Origin of the sequence: Azonexus hydrophilus DSM 23864, from assembly GCF_000429605.1 — a bacterium.
GTDB classification, from domain to species: Bacteria; Pseudomonadota; Gammaproteobacteria; order Burkholderiales; family Rhodocyclaceae; genus Azonexus; species Azonexus hydrophilus.
This window is the reverse complement of record NZ_KE386925.1, coordinates 354,468-370,471: the sequence shown is the minus strand read 5'-3', so window position 1 is coordinate 370,471 and position 16,004 is coordinate 354,468. Positions and strand designations below refer to the sequence as shown.

Annotated in this window: 21 protein-coding genes; 2 read left to right on the top strand and 19 right to left on the bottom strand. The window is 63.3% G+C overall.

Annotated elements, in window-relative coordinates:
• Window positions 1–14 precede the first annotated feature (14 nt).
• Window positions 15–872, bottom strand: coding sequence for an SDR family oxidoreductase (locus G471_RS0113100; RefSeq protein ID WP_028995741.1), 858 nt, complete (start codon window positions 870–872; stop codon window positions 15–17).
• 90 nt (window positions 873–962) lie between these two features.
• On the opposite strand from G471_RS0113100, the gene G471_RS0113095 reads away from it, so the two are divergent.
• Window positions 963–1,373, top strand: coding sequence for a winged helix-turn-helix transcriptional regulator (locus tag G471_RS0113095; RefSeq protein WP_028995740.1), 411 nt, complete (start codon window positions 963–965; stop codon window positions 1,371–1,373).
• Here G471_RS0113095 and modD read toward each other — a convergent pair.
• Genes modD through G471_RS0113065 form a run of 6 tightly spaced genes read right to left on the bottom strand, consistent with a single transcriptional unit; the run spans window position 1,370 to window position 6,379 of the window.
• Window positions 1,370–2,200: a ModD protein gene (gene modD / locus G471_RS0113090; RefSeq protein ID WP_028995739.1), complete on the bottom strand. Its 831-nt coding sequence runs from the start codon at window positions 2,198–2,200 to the stop codon at window positions 1,370–1,372. The genes G471_RS0113095 and modD overlap by 4 nt on opposite strands.
• A 2-nt stretch (window positions 2,201–2,202) precedes the next feature.
• Window positions 2,203–3,273: a molybdenum ABC transporter ATP-binding protein gene (modC, locus tag G471_RS0113085; protein WP_028995738.1), complete on the bottom strand. Its 1,071-nt coding sequence runs from the start codon at window positions 3,271–3,273 to the stop codon at window positions 2,203–2,205.
• 1 nt (window position 3,274) lies between these two features.
• Window positions 3,275–3,952 carry a molybdate ABC transporter permease subunit gene (gene modB, locus G471_RS0113080; RefSeq protein ID WP_028995737.1) on the bottom strand — a complete coding sequence of 226 codons (678 nt, stop codon included), beginning with the start codon at window positions 3,950–3,952 and terminating at the stop codon, window positions 3,275–3,277.
• Window positions 3,946–4,761 carry a sulfite exporter TauE/SafE family protein gene (locus tag G471_RS0113075; protein WP_028995736.1) on the bottom strand — a complete coding sequence of 272 codons (816 nt, stop codon included), beginning with the start codon at window positions 4,759–4,761 and terminating at the stop codon, window positions 3,946–3,948. Before G471_RS0113075 ends, modB (G471_RS0113080) begins: the two co-directional genes overlap by 7 nt.
• Window positions 4,762–4,778: 17 nt before the next feature.
• Window positions 4,779–5,525, bottom strand: a complete 747-nt coding sequence (gene modA / locus G471_RS0113070) for a molybdate ABC transporter substrate-binding protein (protein WP_028995735.1) — start codon at window positions 5,523–5,525, stop codon at window positions 4,779–4,781.
• Window positions 5,526–5,560: 35 nt separating this feature from the next.
• A complete protein-coding gene (locus G471_RS0113065) occupies window positions 5,561–6,379 on the bottom strand; it encodes a TOBE domain-containing protein (protein WP_028995734.1) in 819 nt (272 codons plus the stop codon).
• A 177-nt stretch (window positions 6,380–6,556) separates the two neighbouring features.
• On the opposite strand from G471_RS0113065, the gene G471_RS0113060 reads away from it, so the two are divergent.
• A complete protein-coding gene (locus tag G471_RS0113060) occupies window positions 6,557–6,985 on the top strand; it encodes a TOBE domain-containing protein (RefSeq protein ID WP_028995733.1) in 429 nt (142 codons plus the stop codon).
• Window positions 6,986–7,006: 21 nt separating this feature from the next.
• On the opposite strand, the gene G471_RS0113055 is transcribed toward G471_RS0113060, so the two are convergent.
• The 12 genes from G471_RS0113055 to G471_RS17655 all read right to left on the bottom strand — a co-directional run bounded on the left by G471_RS0113055 (window position 7,007) and on the right by G471_RS17655 (window position 15,990).
• Window positions 7,007–7,342, bottom strand: a complete 336-nt coding sequence (locus tag G471_RS0113055; RefSeq protein WP_028995732.1) for a HepT-like ribonuclease domain-containing protein — start codon at window positions 7,340–7,342, stop codon at window positions 7,007–7,009.
• Window positions 7,339–7,629, bottom strand: coding sequence for a nucleotidyltransferase family protein (locus G471_RS0113050; RefSeq protein WP_028995731.1), 291 nt, complete (start codon window positions 7,627–7,629; stop codon window positions 7,339–7,341). Before G471_RS0113050 ends, G471_RS0113055 begins: the two co-directional genes overlap by 4 nt.
• Window positions 7,630–7,705: 76 nt before the next feature.
• Complete coding sequence (gene modB / locus G471_RS0113045; RefSeq protein WP_043421616.1) at window positions 7,706–8,401, bottom strand: molybdate ABC transporter permease subunit; 696 nt, start codon at window positions 8,399–8,401, stop codon at window positions 7,706–7,708.
• Window positions 8,402–8,404: 3 nt separating this feature from the next.
• Complete coding sequence (gene modA, locus G471_RS0113040) at window positions 8,405–9,130, bottom strand: molybdate ABC transporter substrate-binding protein (protein WP_028995729.1); 726 nt, start codon at window positions 9,128–9,130, stop codon at window positions 8,405–8,407.
• Window positions 9,103–9,864 (bottom strand): ATP-binding cassette domain-containing protein, encoded by a 762-nt coding sequence (locus G471_RS17670; RefSeq protein ID WP_051295482.1) that lies wholly within the window; start codon window positions 9,862–9,864, stop codon window positions 9,103–9,105. The genes modA (G471_RS0113040) and G471_RS17670 overlap by 28 nt, the downstream gene beginning before the upstream one ends.
• Complete coding sequence (locus tag G471_RS0113030; RefSeq protein WP_028995728.1) at window positions 9,845–10,036, bottom strand: hypothetical protein; 192 nt, start codon at window positions 10,034–10,036, stop codon at window positions 9,845–9,847. Before G471_RS0113030 ends, G471_RS17670 begins: the two co-directional genes overlap by 20 nt.
• A gap of 20 nt (window positions 10,037–10,056) precedes the next feature.
• Window positions 10,057–11,346 carry a di-heme oxidoreductase family protein gene (locus G471_RS0113025; protein WP_028995727.1) on the bottom strand — a complete coding sequence of 430 codons (1,290 nt, stop codon included), beginning with the start codon at window positions 11,344–11,346 and terminating at the stop codon, window positions 10,057–10,059.
• Window positions 11,343–12,638 carry an ABC transporter substrate-binding protein gene (locus tag G471_RS0113020; protein ID WP_081700269.1) on the bottom strand — a complete coding sequence of 432 codons (1,296 nt, stop codon included), beginning with the start codon at window positions 12,636–12,638 and terminating at the stop codon, window positions 11,343–11,345. Before G471_RS0113020 ends, G471_RS0113025 begins: the two co-directional genes overlap by 4 nt.
• An 11-nt stretch (window positions 12,639–12,649) precedes the next feature.
• On the bottom strand, window positions 12,650–14,641 hold the full coding sequence (locus tag G471_RS0113015; protein ID WP_028995725.1) for a TonB-dependent receptor plug domain-containing protein: 1,992 nt from the start codon (window positions 14,639–14,641) through the stop codon (window positions 12,650–12,652).
• Entirely contained in the window at window positions 14,608–14,943 is a 336-nt protein-coding gene (locus G471_RS18880; RefSeq protein ID WP_043421613.1) for a helix-turn-helix domain-containing protein, read from the bottom strand. Before G471_RS18880 ends, G471_RS0113015 begins: the two co-directional genes overlap by 34 nt.
• Window positions 14,915–15,226 carry a hypothetical protein gene (locus G471_RS19185; protein ID WP_051295480.1) on the bottom strand — a complete coding sequence of 104 codons (312 nt, stop codon included), beginning with the start codon at window positions 15,224–15,226 and terminating at the stop codon, window positions 14,915–14,917. The genes G471_RS18880 and G471_RS19185 overlap by 29 nt, the downstream gene beginning before the upstream one ends.
• 245 nt (window positions 15,227–15,471) lie before the next feature.
• On the bottom strand, window positions 15,472–15,990 hold the full coding sequence (locus tag G471_RS17655; protein ID WP_043421611.1) for a DUF2478 domain-containing protein: 519 nt from the start codon (window positions 15,988–15,990) through the stop codon (window positions 15,472–15,474).
• Window positions 15,991–16,004: the final 14 nt, after the last annotated feature.

Below are 16,004 nucleotides of genomic sequence, written 5' to 3'. Positions count from 1 at the left end.
CCCGGAATCGCCGCTCAGCTTTTGCCCAGCGCGCTGCGCACCGAGTCGGCCAGCGGGGTGGTCGGCCGGTCGATCAGCTTGCCCAGTTGCCGGCTGTCGTCGAACAAGCCGTCCTGAGCGGCGCCGGTGTCGGATTCGGCGAGCAGGTCGGCCAGGCCTTCGGGCAGGCCGGCCTGGACCAGCACTGACCGGTATTCGGCTTGCGGCAGGTTGTGGAAGGCAATCGGCCGACCCGCCTGGGCGGCGATTTCGCCGGCCAGACCGGCGAGCGTGTAAGCCTGGTCGCCAGCCAGTTCGTAGATCTTGCCGGCGTGACCGCTGCCGCTCATCACCACGGCTGCGGCTTCGGCGTAGTCGTTGCGCGCGGCCGAGGCGATGCGGCCGTCGCTGGCACAACCGAGCACGGCGCCGTGGGCGAGGATGGCGTCGATGCCGGCCAGATAATTCTCGGTATACCAGCCGTTGCGCAAGATCGTGACCGGCAGGCCGGAAGCCTGCAGCGCGGCCTCGGTCGCCTTGTGTTCGGCGGCCAGGGGCAGCGGTGAAGTATCGGCGTGGAGCAGGCTGGTGTAGGCGAGCAGACCGACATTGGCGCGGCGGGCGGCGTCGATGACCGCCTGGTGCTGGGGCAGGCGGCGGCCGATTTCGCTGGATGAGATCAGCAACACCTTGTCGCCGGCGGCGAAGCTGCGGGCCAGCGTTTCTGGCCGGTCGTAATCGGCCTCGCGCACAGTGATGCCGCGCGCCGCCAGAGTGCCGGCCTTGTCCGGATTGCGCACCGCAGCGGCGATTTCGCTGGCGGGAACGCGCTTGAGCAGGTGCTCGATGACGAGTTGGCCGAGTTGGCCGGTAGCGCCGGTGACGACGATCATGGGACTTCCTTTCTTGATTTCGTGATGGGGAAGCGCAGGATAATGTTTATACTTACGAATAGTAAGTACGCACGAAAAGGTAAGTGTTAAATGAACGATCGGATTTCCCCCGAACCGCCTGCCACGCTGGCCGAATTGATGCGGCGCGGCAACGTTTTCGCCGAACAGTGTCCGTCACGCGAAGTGCTCAAGCACGTCACCAGCCGCTGGGGTGTCCTGCTGCTGGTGGCCTTGCGCGACGGCACGCAGCGTTTCAGCGATCTGCGCCGCAAGGTCGGCGGGATCAGCGAGAAGATGCTGGCGCAAACCCTGCAGTGGCTGGAAGCCGACGGTTTCGTCGCGCGCATCGCGCATCCGGTGGTGCCGCCGCACGTCGAGTACAGTCTGACGCCGCTGGGCGAGGAACTGGCGCAGAAGGTCGAGGCGCTGGCCGACTGGATCGAATTCAAGCTGCCGGAAATCATGGCGGCGCGCGCCAGCCGGGAAAACGGCGCCGGCTAGTCGGCGCTGATGCTCACTGCCACGTCGCGCGGGCCGGCGAAGTAGGGCGCGCTGGTGACCAGGATGGCGGCGCCGGCACGCGCATAGGCGGCAGCGTTGCCGGCGTTGACGCCGCCGGCCGCAGCCAGGCGGGTTTCCGGAAGGCGGGCATGGAGGTCGGCGACGGCGTCGACCGGCCATTTCTCCAGTTGCAGGATGTCGGCGCCGGCCCAGGCCAGCGCCTCGTTTTCGTCGGCGACCTCGACCACGATGCTGCGTTCCGGCCAGCGGCGGCGCAGGCGGGCGAGCGTGGTGGCAGGACTTTCGTCGAGGAAGGCGCGATGTTCGGCGAAAACCAGCAGGGTTTCCGACAGGCTCAGGCGGTGCGGGCTGGCGCCGCCGGCGAGGACGGCCTTGACGGTGGCGGCCTTGGTGCCCGGGAAATTCTTGCGCGTGCACACCACCGCGCAGTCTGAATGGCCCGAGCGGGCGGCGGCGACGATGTCGGCGGTGGCAGAGGCGATTCCGGAGAGATACTCCATCAGCGTTTGCGCGGTCTTCCATACCGCGTGCAGGGCGGCGGCCTCGCCGGCCAGGGAAAGTATCGTCTCGCCCGGCTGCAGTGCGGTGCCGCTCGCCGTCAATTCGCCGATCCGGGAGAGGCCGCGCAATTCGCCCAGGCGCAGCGCTTCCTCGCTGCCACAAACAGTCATCGTGTGGCGGGCGCGGAAGACGATCCGTCCCGGTCGTTGGCCGATGTCGAGGGCGAAGGTGGTGGCGTCGCCGGCCGGCACATCCTCGCCGAGCAGGCGTTCGAGTTCGTGGTCGGGCAGGGTGTAGGGATTCATCGTCACTCCATCAGGGCCACGGATTTGACTTGCACGCGTACCGGCAGCCCGGGGACGATGCCCAGTTGTTCGACCGCGCGCCGCGTCAGGCGCGACAGCAGGCGGGTTTCGCCGAGGGTGACGCGGACCAGCCGGTTGGCTGGGTGATCGTCGTCGGCAACGGCCTCGACCACCGCCGGATGGACGTTCTGGATGCTGCTGCGGCCGGGGTCGTCGAGGGTCAGGCTGACATCGCGGGCAAGCACGCGCACGCGCACCTTGCGGCCGACCGGCAGGTCGTGGTCGCGGGTCCACAGGTTGCCGCCGGGAAAGTCGACACGGGCCAGATGCCATTGCGCATCGATCTCGCCGATCGTCGCGTCGAGCACCACGCCGGCGTCCTCGCCGAGGCGGATGGGCAGGTCGAGGCGGGCCAGGGTTTCGCCGAGCGGTCCGTGGGCGACCACGCGCCCGCCGTCCATGGCGACGATGTGGTCGGCCAGGCGGGCGACTTCGTCGGGAGAATGGCTGACGTAAATGACCGGAATGTCGAGTTCGTCGTGCAGGCGTTCGAGGTAGGGCAGAATTTCCTTTTTGCGCTTCAGATCGAGCGCTGCCAGCGGCTCGTCCATCAGCAGGATCTCCGGGCCGACGGCCAGCGCCCGGGCCATGCCGACGCGCTGGCGTTCGCCGCCGGAGAGGCTGTCCGGTTTGCGGCCTAGCAGGTGGCCGATGCCGAGCAGTTCGATGGCCGTGTCCAGGCTCACCCGGCTGGCGCTGCCGCTGCGTTTCTGGCCGTAGTGCAGGTTGCCGAGCACCGAGAGGTGTGGAAACAGGCTGGCTTCCTGGAAGACGTAGCCAATTGGCCGGTGGTGTGTGGGCAGCCAGGTGTTATCGTCCTGCCAGATTTTGCCCTTGAACACGAGTCGACCGCAGGAGGGGTTTTCCAGGCCGGCAAGACAACGCAGCAAGGTTGTCTTGCCCGAGCCGGAGTGACCGAACAGCGCGGTCACGCCGCGTCCCGGCAACCTGATATCGACATCCAGGGAAAATCCCGGCCAGTCCAGCTTGAAGCGTGCTTCTATGGATTCCATCTCAAGCCTCTTTGCGTGGGGTGTTGCGACGCATGTACATGCCTAGAAGCACCGCGAAGGAGAAGGCCAGCATGACGGCTGACAGACGGTGGGCATCGGCATATTCCATCGCTTCGACATGATCGTAAATCTGTACCGACGCAACCCGGGTCACGCCGGGGATGTTGCCGCCGATCATCAGTACGACGCCGAATTCGCCCACGGTATGGGCGAAACTCAGGATGCCGGCAGTGACAAAGCCCGGTCGTGCCAGTGGCAGCACGACTGAGAAGAAGGTGTCGAACGGCGAGGCGCGCAGGGTTGCGGCAACCTCCAGCGGTCGTTCTCCAATGGCCTCGAAGGCGTTCTGCAATGGCTGAACCATGAACGGCAGGGAGTAGAAGACCGAGGCAACGACCAAGCCCCAGAAGGTGAATGGCAGCGTTCCCCAGCCGAGCGACTGAGTGAATTGCCCTACCGGCCCGTTCGGTCCCATCGCCAGCAGCAGGTAGAAACCCAGTACCGATGGCGGCAATACCAGCGGCAAGGCGACAACGGCGCCGAAAGGCCCTTTCCACCAGGAACGCGTGCGCGCCAACCACCAGGCGATCGGCGTGCCGATGAAAAATAGTATGAAAGTGGTGAGTGCGGCCAGGCGGACAGTCAGCCAGATGGCCTGGAGGTCGGTATCGGTCAGCATGTTTGTGTGTTGCGTGCGTGGTGAAAGGTCTTCCAGGCGGAGAGCAATAACAGGGTGGCCAGGCCGAACATCAGCAAGCGTTCATCTATCCACCCCAAGATGAGTCCGCCCAGAATGGCGCCGAGAATTGATCCAGCGGTAAGAGAAAAGAATAAGTGTCTTTCATCCCGCAACACCGAAAAATCGCCAGAGCTGCGGTAACGAAGGAAGCCGGCAAGCATGGTCGGCAGGCTGACGAGCAGCGAAAGGCTGCCTGCCAGTTTGATATCCACGCCGTAGAGCAGGACGATTGTCGGAATCAGCAATTCCCCGCCAGCCACGCCGAGTAGCGCGGCAACCATGCCGATGACCAGGCCGGCGAGCACGCCAGCCATGGTTAGCCAGTAGCTGTTGGCAAACCAGTTTGCACCACCGCCATTTTCAAACGGGAAACTGGCCTCGGCGAGCATCACGCATCCTAGGCCGGCAAGAAGTACGAAAACCACTCGATTGAGTGTTGCTGGCGATAGTTTGATGGCCTTGCCCGCCGCCCACCAGGCGCCGACAAGGCTGCCGATGAGCAGATTGAGCACAATATGATTTTGGGGCCAGATTTGTGTCCAGGAAATGCTGGCCTGCCGGGAGAAAATGGCGACGGCAACGACAATCAGGCTACATGCTTTGTTCAGGATGATGGCCTGTAAAGTGGGAATCCTGAAGTAAGCGACCAGTAGCGGCAAGCGAAACTCGGCACCACCCAGGCCGATCATGCCGCCGAGTGAGCCGATGCCGGCACCTGCGGTAAAGCCTTTGAGGTGTTTGAATCTCATTGCCGTCGCCTATCGATTCAGCGGATACCGTAGCCGAAGCGCTGGATGATGGCGCGCGCCTTGTCACCCTTGAGGTAGGCATGCAGTGCGCTCACTGCCGGATTGTTCTCGCCCCGCTTCAAAATGACCACATCTTGAAGAATCGGATCATGCATTTCCGCAGGGACGATCCAGGCGGAACCGTTGGTGATCTTGCCATCCTGGAAAACCTGCGAAAGCGCGACAAAACCCAGGTCGGCGTTGCCGGTAGAGACGAATTGCAGCGTCTGCGAAATGTTTTCGCCCTGGACGAACTTGGGTTGCACTGCGTCGAGCAGATTCAGCTTCTTCAGCGTCTCGACCGCAGCGGCGCCGTAGGGTGCGGTTTTCGGATTGGCAATCGAGACCTTGTTGAATTGACCGGACTTCAGGACCTCTCCTTTAGCATCGACAAAATTGGGTTTCGATGACCACAAAACCAGCGTGCCGACGGCATAGGTGAAACGGCTGCCGGCGACCGCATGTCCCTCTTGCTCCAGTTTTGCGGGGGTGGCGTCATCGGCAGCAAGAAACAGCCCGAAGGGCGCGCCATTGGTGATCTGGGCGTAAAACTTGCCGGTGGCGCCAAAGGAAAGCTTGGCGACGTGCCCGGTCTCCTTTTCGAATTCGGCGGCAATCTGCTGCATCGGTGCGGTGAAGTTGGCGGCGACGGCAACCTGGACTTCGGCGGCGTGAAGGCCGGCGGCAACCAGCAAGGCGGTGAAGAGTACGGACAAGCGCTTCATGGGGGATCTCCTGGGTTGGATGAGATGAAAAGGGGTCAGGCGTACTTGCAGAGGATGACGGACGAGGCCTTGAACACGGCGCAGGCCTGTTCGCCGACGGCGAGGCCGAGCTTGTCGACGCTGTCGTGGGTGACCACGGCGCACACCGATTTGCCCGTCTTCATGGCCAGCGTGACTTCGGAATTCACCGGCCCTTCGTGGATGCGGGTGATCTCGCCCCACAGGTGATTGCGCGCCGTGGTTTTCACAGCCGGGTCGTTGAGCAGCAGCACCGACGAGGATTTGACCAGCGCGTTGATTTCCATGCCGATGCTCAGGCCCAGGTTCTCCGCCGATTCACCGGTGATAACCGCGACCAGTTCGTTTTCGTCGTCGAGCTTGATGCGCACCTCGTAATCGACATGGCCCTCGCGCAGGCCGACGATGCGCCCGGCAAACTGGTTGCGGGCGCTGGTCTTCATCGACATGCGTTTGAGCAACTGGCTGAACTGCTGGAAGTCGTTGGCCTGGCCGTCGTTCATGCTCGCCGTCAGGCGGTCGAGTGCCGCCTGGTATTCGGCCTCGAGCGCCCGGTAGAGGGCGATCACCTTGCGTCCATAATCAGTCAGCAGCGTGCCGCCACCGTGCTTGCCGCCGGTTGAGCGCAGCACCAGCGGCTGTTCGGCCAGATTGTTCATCGCATCGACGGCGTCCCAGGCGGCCTTGTAGGACAGCGGTACGGCTTTTGCTGCCTGCGAGATCGAGCCATGGCTATCGATGGCTTCGAGCAGGCGGATGCGCGTGTCGCCGAGGAAGGTGCCGAAAGGGCCGTCGAATTCAAGTTTGCTGCGCAGGCGGGGCATGGCTTGATTCATTCGGTTGTTTCCTTGTTTATATAACGAGTTCGAGTTTACCGGAAAATTTCATTGGCGCTATGGTTGATGCTATACGCTGTTAGCGATTAAATTGTCGGCAAGCCGTCAATCGCTCGTTGATTGTTTTTGTATATAGCGAAAAGCGGGCCAGTTGAACCCAATTGTCAGGAGAACGCCATGAATGTCAGCGCACGTAATGTTTTCAAAGGAAAAATCACCGCCCTTACCGACGGTGCTGTCAATGCCGAGGTCGAGCTCACCCTGTCGGGGGGCGACAAAATTGTCGCAATCGTGACAGAAGCCAGCGTCAAATCGCTGGGCCTGGCGGTCGGTGGGGAAGCCGTTGCCTACGTCAAGGCGCCGTGGGTGATGTTGCTGTCCGGTCAGCCCGATGTCCACTTCTCGGCGCGTAACCAGTTGGCCGGCAAGGTCAGCGCGCTGACCAAGGGGGCGGTGAATACCGAAGTCGCGATCACCCTGGCCGGTGGAACCGTGGTCCATTCGGTGGTCACCAACGAAGCCGTGCTCGAACTTGGGCTCAAGGTCGGTGAGCCTGCCACTGCCCTGATCAAAGCCAGCCACGTCATTCTTGGCGTGCCGGCCTGATCAAGCAGATTCAGTACCTGCTCAGCCGTCGTTCGCAAGCATCGCCCGAATGCTGGTTTCCAGCATTTCAAGGTGCCGATCAATGACGGCGGCGACGGTTATTGGGTCGATTTCGCCGAGATAGTTGTGCACCAGGATGTTGCGGAAGCCGCTGATGTCACGCCAGGGAATGTCCGGCCAGGCGGCTTTGAGTTGATCGGGCAGGTGCTGGGTGGATTCGGAGAGTGTCTGCAGATTGCGCAGAGCGGCATCGTAGAGGATGTCGTCCTGAGTCAGATCGCCGCGCACCTGAATGCGGCGAATCTTGGCGATGGCGTCGAGGATGTGGTGGGCGTGAGGTTGCCACGGCCTGTTCATAGCTCGACGGCTTCCTTGAGGATGTCCTCGCGCAGGTGGCGGCTCAGTTCGTGTTCCGGTAACAGGTCGACTGGTCTTCCCAGAAGCTCCGACAGTTCTCTGGTCAAGGGGAGACGCTGGGCGAAGAGGTCGTAGCCCGGATCAAACTCGACTAGAAAATCGACGTCGCTGTCGGGGCCTTCTTCGCCGCGTGCTACCGATCCGAACACGCGAATGTGCCTGGCACCGTACTGGCGACCCAGGGCAGTAATGAGGTTTTTTTGGGCATGTAACTCGTGCAACAGCATGGTTCATGGCTCCCGAGTGGTTTGGTGCGTGCAACCATTATACCGTCCCAGATAGCTTCATTCTGCGGGTGCGTGATCACCAGCCCAGCGGCGCCCGGCTTTGCCGGCGCAGGATCACGAACAGCGCGGTGGTGACCATCCCGAGCAGTAGTGAGACCGCGCCGGCCCGTTCGAAATCGCCGGTGATCACCGCGTTGTAGATGTCGAGCGAGGCGGTCACCGTGCGGCCCTCGATGTTGCCGCCGAGCATCAGGGTGATGCCGACCTCGCCGAGCGAGCGGCCGAGGGCGAGGACCAGACCGCCGATGAGGGCGTTGCGGATGTTGGGCAGGAGGATGTGCCAGAAAATCTGCCACTCGTTTTTGCCCAGTGTGCGCGCCGCCTCGGCCAGGATTTTCGGCAGGTTCTCGAAGGCCGACTGAATCGGTTTCACTGCCAGCGGTAGGCCGGCAATGAAGGCGGCGAGGACCAGGCCGGGGAAGGAAAACACCAGTTCGATCCCGAAACTTTCGCGCAGCGGCTGGCCCAGCGGCCCGTGACGCCCGAACAGCAAGAGCAGGAGAAAGCCGGTGGCCATCGGTGGAAAGACCAGCGGCAGGGTGACGGCGATGTCGACCAGGGCGCGCCCGCGCCAGCTAGGGCGAGACAAAGCGTAGCCGATGGCCAGTCCGAACAGGGCGTGCAGCAGGCTGCTGGCGAGTGCGACCTGGGCGGTCAGCCAGAGCATTTGCCGGGCGTCGGCGCTGGCCAGCAGGGCGCTCAGTGCGGACAAGGTTCAGAGTCCGTGCTTGTCGAGAATGGCGCGTGCTTCCGGGCTGGCGATGAAACGGCTGAGCGCCTGCGCCGCCGGCGACTGCGCGTGTGCCTGGACGATGCCGCCAACGATGCGGATCGGCGTGTACAGGCTGGCGTCGATTTCCCGGTAACCGCCGATCTTCGGCGCGATGGCCAGGGCTTCGGTGAGGTTGGTGAAACCGGCGTCGATCTCGCCGCTGATCAGGTAGGCGGAAACCTGCGGCACGGTGGCGACCACCTGCAGCCGATCCTTGAGTGCATCGGCGAGTTTGCTGCGTTCAAGGAATTCGCTGGCGGCGATGCCGTAGATGGCGGCTTTCGGATTGGGCAGGGCGATCCGGGCAAAGCGTGCCTCGGCCAGCGCATCCGGCTTGTCCAGCTTGCCGCTGGTCGGCCAGGCGACTACCAGACGACCGGCGCCGAGCGGCAGGTAATTGGCGAAATCGACGTTGTCGACCTTGCTCAGATAGGCGTGGTCGCCGAAAACGATGGCGATTTCCCCGCTCTGTCTGACCTGGGCGACGATGTTGCCCATGTTGCCGTACATCTGCTCGACGCGGATGCCGGACTTTTTTTCGAAGGCCGCGCACAGTTCGGCGACCGGGCGTTTGTAGCCGGCCCCGGCGGCGATCAGCAGGGTGTCGGCGAAGGCCGGTAGCGCGGCGAGCAGGCCGAGAATCAGAAACAGGCGGCGGGCAAGATGCATGGTGACTCCTGGTGGAATGGCAAGGGTGGATGAATGCTGGGATGGTTCAGACGGTCGCCGTGGATGCGCCCGTTATGCACGCGCACGATGCGGTCGGCCAGATGGCGGGCCTCGCCAAGATCGTGGGTGACCAGGATGGCGCAGTCGACCAGACGACTGTCCCGGATCTGCTGCAGCAAGGCCTGCATTGAGCGGCGCAGTGCCGGGTCGAGCGCCGACAGGGGTTCGTCAAGCAGCAGCACGCGTGGTGCTGAAGCCAGGGTGCGGGCTAGCGCCAGCCGTTGCTTCTGTCCTCCCGACAGGGCTGCCGGGTAGCGCTCGGCCAGTTGGTTGAGCCCAACCAGCGCCAGTAGCTCGTCGGTCGACGGTGCGGCTTGGCCGGGGCGGCGGGCAAAATCGAGTTGGCGGCGGGCGCTCATGTGCGGAAACAGGGCGTGTTCCTGGAACACCAGGCCGATCTGACGCTGGCAAGTCGGCAAGCTCAAGCCGCGCTCGCTGTCCAGCCAGATCGCATCGCCCAGGCGGATATGGCCAGCGCTTGGCGTTTCCAGCCCGGCCAGCAGACGCAGCAAGCTGGTCTTGCCCGCCCCGGACGCACCTTGCAGCGCCAGCCACTGGCCGGCGGGCAGGTCGAGCCGGATGTTGAGCATGGATTCGCCGCCGGCAAAAGCCAGCGGCTTGCGCAGGGAGAACGCGAATAGCGGCGTCGGGGTTTCAGTCCGGTTGTCGCTCACTGCCGTCCTCTTTCTTACAATCGCCCCGGCAGTCGTGGCGCAGCGTTTCGATGGGGATCACCGTCGCCATCTGTTGCGGCGGCCGGAAGCCGCCACAACAGCCATGGGCCATGGCGGCGCCGCGGGAGATTTCGAGGGGCGGGGCTTCGCGTTGCGGGTCTTGCTTGCACATGGCAGGTCCTTTCTTGTGGTTCAAAGGGAATTCAGGAACTCGATCAGGTCGCGGCGGCTGGCAGCATCTGCCTGGCCGTAACGCCGGCGGGCTGCTTCAGCTTCGCCGCCGTGCCAGAGAATGGCTTCCTCCAGCGTCCGCGCCCGGCCGTCGTGCAGGAAACCGACCTTTTCGTTGATCGCGGCAAGGGCGCCGATACCCCACAGCGGCGCCGTCCGCCATTCGCTGCCGGTGGCCGCGTGGTCGGGGCGATGGTCTGCGAGGCCGGGGCCCATGTCGTGCACCAGCAGGTCGGTGTAGGGCGAAAAGCTGCGCTTGCGGAGTAGGCGGTGCGGGCTGTTGCCAGTCTGCAATGTCGGCTGGTGGCAGACGGCGCAGCCGAAGCCGGCGAACAGAAGCTCGCCGCGCTTCACCGCTGGGGCCTCGCTGTTGCGTCGGGGCGGCGGCGCCAGATGGGCGACATAGAAAGTGATGTCGTCAAGCTGGCGTGCGCTCAGTTCCGGTTTGCCGCCATTGGGTGCCTGCTTGCAGGCGCTTTGTGCGGGCGTGCAGTTTTCGTCCGGGAACAGCGGTGAGGTGATGCTCATGTCGCCGTGAAAGGCGCCGGCAATCTGGCCGCGCAGGTCGGCGGTATTGGCCTTGAGGCCGAAGCGCCCGGCCTGTCGGCCGATCCGGTTCATCTTGCCGGTCACGCCGTCGGGTTTGGCCGCGCGAGCCATTGCTGTCAGCGTCCGGGCATCGACTGCGTCGAGCAGGCCGAGCCCGGCGACATGCGGGCCAACCCGGGGCGACACCAGAACCGGGCCGATTTCCCCGTAGGCCAGTTCGACGAAGCGGATTTCGGGAAAGCGCAGGCGGACGAGGTGACCGTCGGCCAGGCGAACCTCCTTCTCCTGCCAATGGACCTCGGCCCGGCCTTCGCCGGGAACGCCGGGGATGCCTTCCTCGTTCAACTGGTCGCCATAGACCGGGTGCGGACGCGGCGGCGTGCCCGGTACCGAGAGGCGGACCAGCATCGACTGCATCTTCTCGTGCGGGCCGCTCGGGGCGCCGCCGCGACCGTTCTTCGGGTGGCAGGAAATGCAGGCCAGGCGGTTGTACAGGGGGCCCAGGCCGTCCACCGTAGTGTCGCTGGCGGGGGCGATTACCCAGCTTTGGCGGAACAGGCTGCGGCCTAGCATGAAGCGTTCAAGCTCCTTGGCATTCAATCCGGGCAAGGGGCGGGTAAGCAGGTCGCGGTCGGGTACCGGCTCTTGTGCCAAGGCGGGCAGGGTGAACATGGCGCCGGCAAGCAGCAGGGAAATTCTCATGCCTTGATCGCCTCCAGGGCTTGCCGGGCGTGCCGTCGGTTTTTTGTGCATTGCTTCTGCCAGACAATTTCTGTTGCGCTCGGCGCTGCTTCTGGGCCACCTTCGATGCGTAGCCCGATCTGTCGCTGCAATTCTGCTGTGTTCGCCTCGGCTTCGCTCAGCGGTGGCCGGCAAAGCAGCGCGCGGATCGGCGTCGTCGCCTTGCCGGCCGCCTCCGCGCGGCGCAGGCGGCGCCACAGTTCACCGAGTTCGGCATGCGGTTCGATCAGCATCTGCTGGAAGGCGGCGGCCAGCGTTGCCAGGCGCGGTCGGGCGGCGTCGCTGTCGAACTGCAAGCCACCGGCCGCTGCGGCGGCAAAGGGGTTGTAGTAAGTCGCCGGCAGTTCGGCGTAGACATCCGGGCGTACCGGTAGCCGGCGGATGTCCGGGTGGGCGAGCAGGCGCTGGCCGGCCGGCGAAAGAATGAAATTGACGAAGGCGGCTGCGCCATCCGGGTTGGTGCTGTCGCGGGTGACAGCGATATGGGCCGGGTTGAGGCCGGTGTGGGCCGGGTAGATGAAATCCAGCTTGGCGCCGTTGGCGATGGCGGCATTGACGAAGAAGTCGATGGAGACGCCGACCGTGCTTCGGCCGGCGACGATTTCGTCGGTGACGAAGGTCGAGCCACGGTCGATCAGCACGGCGTTGGCGGTGATCTCGCTCCACAGTGCCCAGCCGGCATCCCAACCCCAGCCCTGGAGGACGATGTCGATCAGCGGTGGGGCGAAGCCGACCCGCGCTGGTACCGGCAGGGCAATCAGACCAGCCAGCCGGGGATCGGCCAGGTCCGGCCAGTCGCGGGGCGGGGCAATGCCACGTTTGGCCAGCGCATCCGGCGAGACGGCGAAACCGAAGCCGGCCACTTCGGTGGCTGTGTAGTAGCCAGCGGTGTCGCCCAGAGCCACTTTGCCGATATGGGGCGGCAGGTGGCGGCGGTCTGCCGGCAGCTTGCGCCAGATGCCTTCGCTGGCCAGGCGGGCGAAGGTGCGCGGCGAAGCCGACCAGTAAACATCGGCGCCGCCGTGCCCGGGTTGCCGCAGGTAGGGCGCGGCGTCGGCCGGCATACGCCAGATGACGCGCAGGCGGTATTCCGGGTGGGCCTTCTCGAAGGCGGCTTCGACCCGGGAGACGAATTCGTCGGGATAGCCGGTGACCACATTGACCGTCTGCGGCGCGGACCAGGCTGGCTTGCCGCTGATCGCGGCGACGGTCAGGGCAAGGCCGGATTTCAGAAAGGCGCGGCGTTTATTCATGACGTTTTCCCTCAGAACCGGTAGCTGGCGTTGGCGAACCAGCTTCGTCCCGGGCTCGGATAACCATCGGATAGCGAATAATTCTTGTCGCCGAGATTGTTGACGCCGGCCTCTACGGTCAGCGCCTTGGTTGGGTGGTAGGCTGCCTTCAGGTTGAACGTCGTATGTCTGCCAATGCGGACTGTGTTGGATGCCCAGCGATTGCTCTCCGATTCGACGAAGGGAATGATTTCCAGTTTGTCGAAAGGGCGGATGACGGCGTAAGCATTGGTCTTGCGGTGGGGAACATTCGTCAGTTTGCTGGCTGGATCGCTGAGGTTCTTCATCTCGATCCAGGTGATGTTGCCGCCAAGTTCGAGCCAGCGCGTGACCGGTGAACGCAGGCCGAGTTCGATGCCGGTTGAACGTACCTCGCCGACGTTTTGCATCTGGCAGCGATTGCCAGCCGTGCAGGTTGTGGCTCCCGGTTGATAAACGGTCTGGATCTTGTCGTCGATCTGGCTGTGGAAAACCGCCGCTTCCGCCTTGGCGCCCGGCCATGGGCTGCCTTGGTAGCCGATTTCGTAATTCACCGATTCCTCGGGTTGCAGGTTGGGGTTTTCGATGTAGGTGGTGAAGCGCAGCGAGAATCGATCTTTCAACGTTGGCAGACGGGTTTTCTGGGCGACGGTGGCGTAAAGGCGGGTGTTTTCGCTGTAGTCGTAGAAGATGCCGGCCTGGCCGTTGGTTGCCGACATCCTGTCCGGCTTGGTCAGGGTGGCACCGCTCTTGTAAACCTTGTTGGCGGTCAGGCTGTGCTGGGATACGCCCAGCGAAAGCATCAAGTCACTGCGCAGCCAGTAGTTGTTTTCAAGTGCCAGCGACAGCAGGCTGTCGCGGAAACTTTCGTCCACCGTGCCGACCGCGTTGCTGCCCTCGTGCTTGTCTACCTTGTAATGGGTGACGAACTTGATTTCGTTGTTCTCCAGGCGGCTGGAGGACAGTTCGAACGAGCCGCCCCAGGTCTTGTCCTTGTACACGCTGACGCCGCTCAGCGGGTTGGTCAGGGTCGTGTAGGTGCCGTTGGTAAACATGTTCAACTCGTTGTCGAACTCGTCCTGAAACAGGCGGAATTTGACGGTTTCGTACCCGGTTACGGCGGTACGTGAGACAAAATACAGACTTTCCTTGTCCCAATAGGGCCATTGCCAGAAACGGTTGACCGTCGGATCGGTGGAGGGAGGTTGTCCTTTTTCGCCTTCCTGTTTGTAGTAACTGAGCGCGTATTCGTCGGTGGTGTTGGGGGTGAGTCCGAGTTTCAGAGAGAGTTTCCGGTCCTTGCGGTAGGCGTTTTCACGATGTCCGCCGTCTTCACGGATGGTCGGCTGATAATCCGAGGACATCCGGAAATAATCGCTGTCAAGATAGGAAACGCCGGCCTGTACGTACCAGAGGCCCTGGTTCGAGCCGACGTTGATTGCGGCCTGGCGTTCATTGCCTTCGGCCAGCCCCAGTTTGATATCGCCTTCAAAGCGATCGCGCGGCTTGCGCGAGATCAGGTTGATTGCGCCGCCCATGGCGTTGGGGCCATACGATACCGAACTGAAGCCCTTGGCAACCTGGATTGCAGCCAGGTCGGCGGTGGTGAAGCGGCTGATATCGACGTTTCCGTCGTAGGGGACGTAAACCGGGATGCCGTCGATGAAGAGTGGCGTCTGGCGGGAATCGAAGCCCCGGATATTGATGGTCTTTTCATTGCGGGCGCCGCTGAAGGCAATGCTGACGCCGGACAGAAGATTGACCGCTTCGCCGACGTCCTGCCGGTTGAAGCGCGAAATCTCTTCTTGGGTGAGCAGTGATGAAGTTTGCTCCTCGCCGATTTCCCCGAGTTGCGTCTTGCGTGCGCTGACCTGAATGGCGCCCAGTTCGAACGCTGTCGAGTCGGCGATCGATGGCGCGGCGGCGGTAAGCAGGGCGGCGCTGATGGCGGTCAGGCGAAGGGTGGAAGGTAGGCTGGTGGGCATGACATTTCCCTGTTGTGTTGGTTGAAATTGGTTTTCGTGGCGTGGCTTGTTTCGGGGAGCGCAATTTCGTGCAACTTTCCCGATTTCTCGACAAACAGCCTGAGTTGGCCGCCTGCGCCTTCCAGGTAGCGGCGCAGGGTTGATAGGTGCATGTCTTCTTGTTGTTCGAGCTTGGCAATGTGCGGCTGGCTGATGCCCATGCGTGCGGCCAATTCAACCTGTGATATTCCAAGACTGCGACGCAATTCGCCCAGGCGTAGCGTGGGCTCGCGCTCAGCGCGGCATGTCCTGATGGATCGCATAGAAGACTCCGTTGCGGGTGCAGGGTGTGGGTTGCGTGCTGCGCAAGACCAGCCAGCGGTCGTCGTGCAGGCGCCAAGCATTCATGCTTTCGGCGTAGCTGACGGTTTCGTAGAACTCCTCATCGTCATCGCTGCTCAGGCGGGTCAGGATCACTTCGTGGGCGATGAAGCAGGGGCGGTCGTCTTCGTCGTAGCCCACGGTTCGTTGGGCATCAATCTCGTATTCGCGGTAGTGGTGGAAATACAGCGGTGCGTCGACGGCGTCCTGCCATTTGCGTGGCAAGCGGAAGCGCCAGTTGATTTCGTCGCTCGTGCTGTTTGGCTGTCGTGTCGTGAGTAACGGTGAGTGCATGGTGCTTTAAAATATATGCATGTATATAACGGTATGTTTTCCGATAGCAACATTGGTGCCATCGTTTGTCGGGTTATTACTGGGTTTTCGTCGCGTCAGCTTGTTGTGTTTGCTACGCTATGTTGTCGACTATACAACGCAATGTTGCATCGCGTACAAAGTGCAGTCGTGGGGACTCAGCGGGCGCCGAGTCGGGAGAACCAGCGCTCGAACTCGTCGATTGTCGCGCCGAGTTCGCACGCCATGCCGCCGGTGAAGTGGCGCCAGGCGGGCAGGTTGGCGGCCTGGACGATGGTGATGACCGGGATGCCCTGGCTCATCACCTGCAGCATTTCGTCGGCGAAGCCTTCGCCGTCCGCCTCCAGCCCGGAAAAACGGTTGAAGACGGCGAGGTCGGCGCCTTCGGCGGCGATCCGGCGCATCACCTGGGTCGCGTCGGCGATGCCGGCGGCGTCGAGGGAGCAGGCGGTGGACTGGCTGCCGAGGTTCTGCGAGATCGGGTAGCGCTGGCCGGTTTCGATGTCGCTCAGGCTGAACTTGCAGCCCCAGGATTCCGGGCAGGCTTCCTGGACCAGGCCGCGCACGCGCAGGCCGCGTGCCTGCAGGTCGGCGATGAACGCGCGCAGCAGCGGGTCGATGCGGGTGCCGGGCGGCGGGACGATGGCGGCGATGGCCGGGGCTGGAGTCAGGGGCATGGAGCGGATTTTAG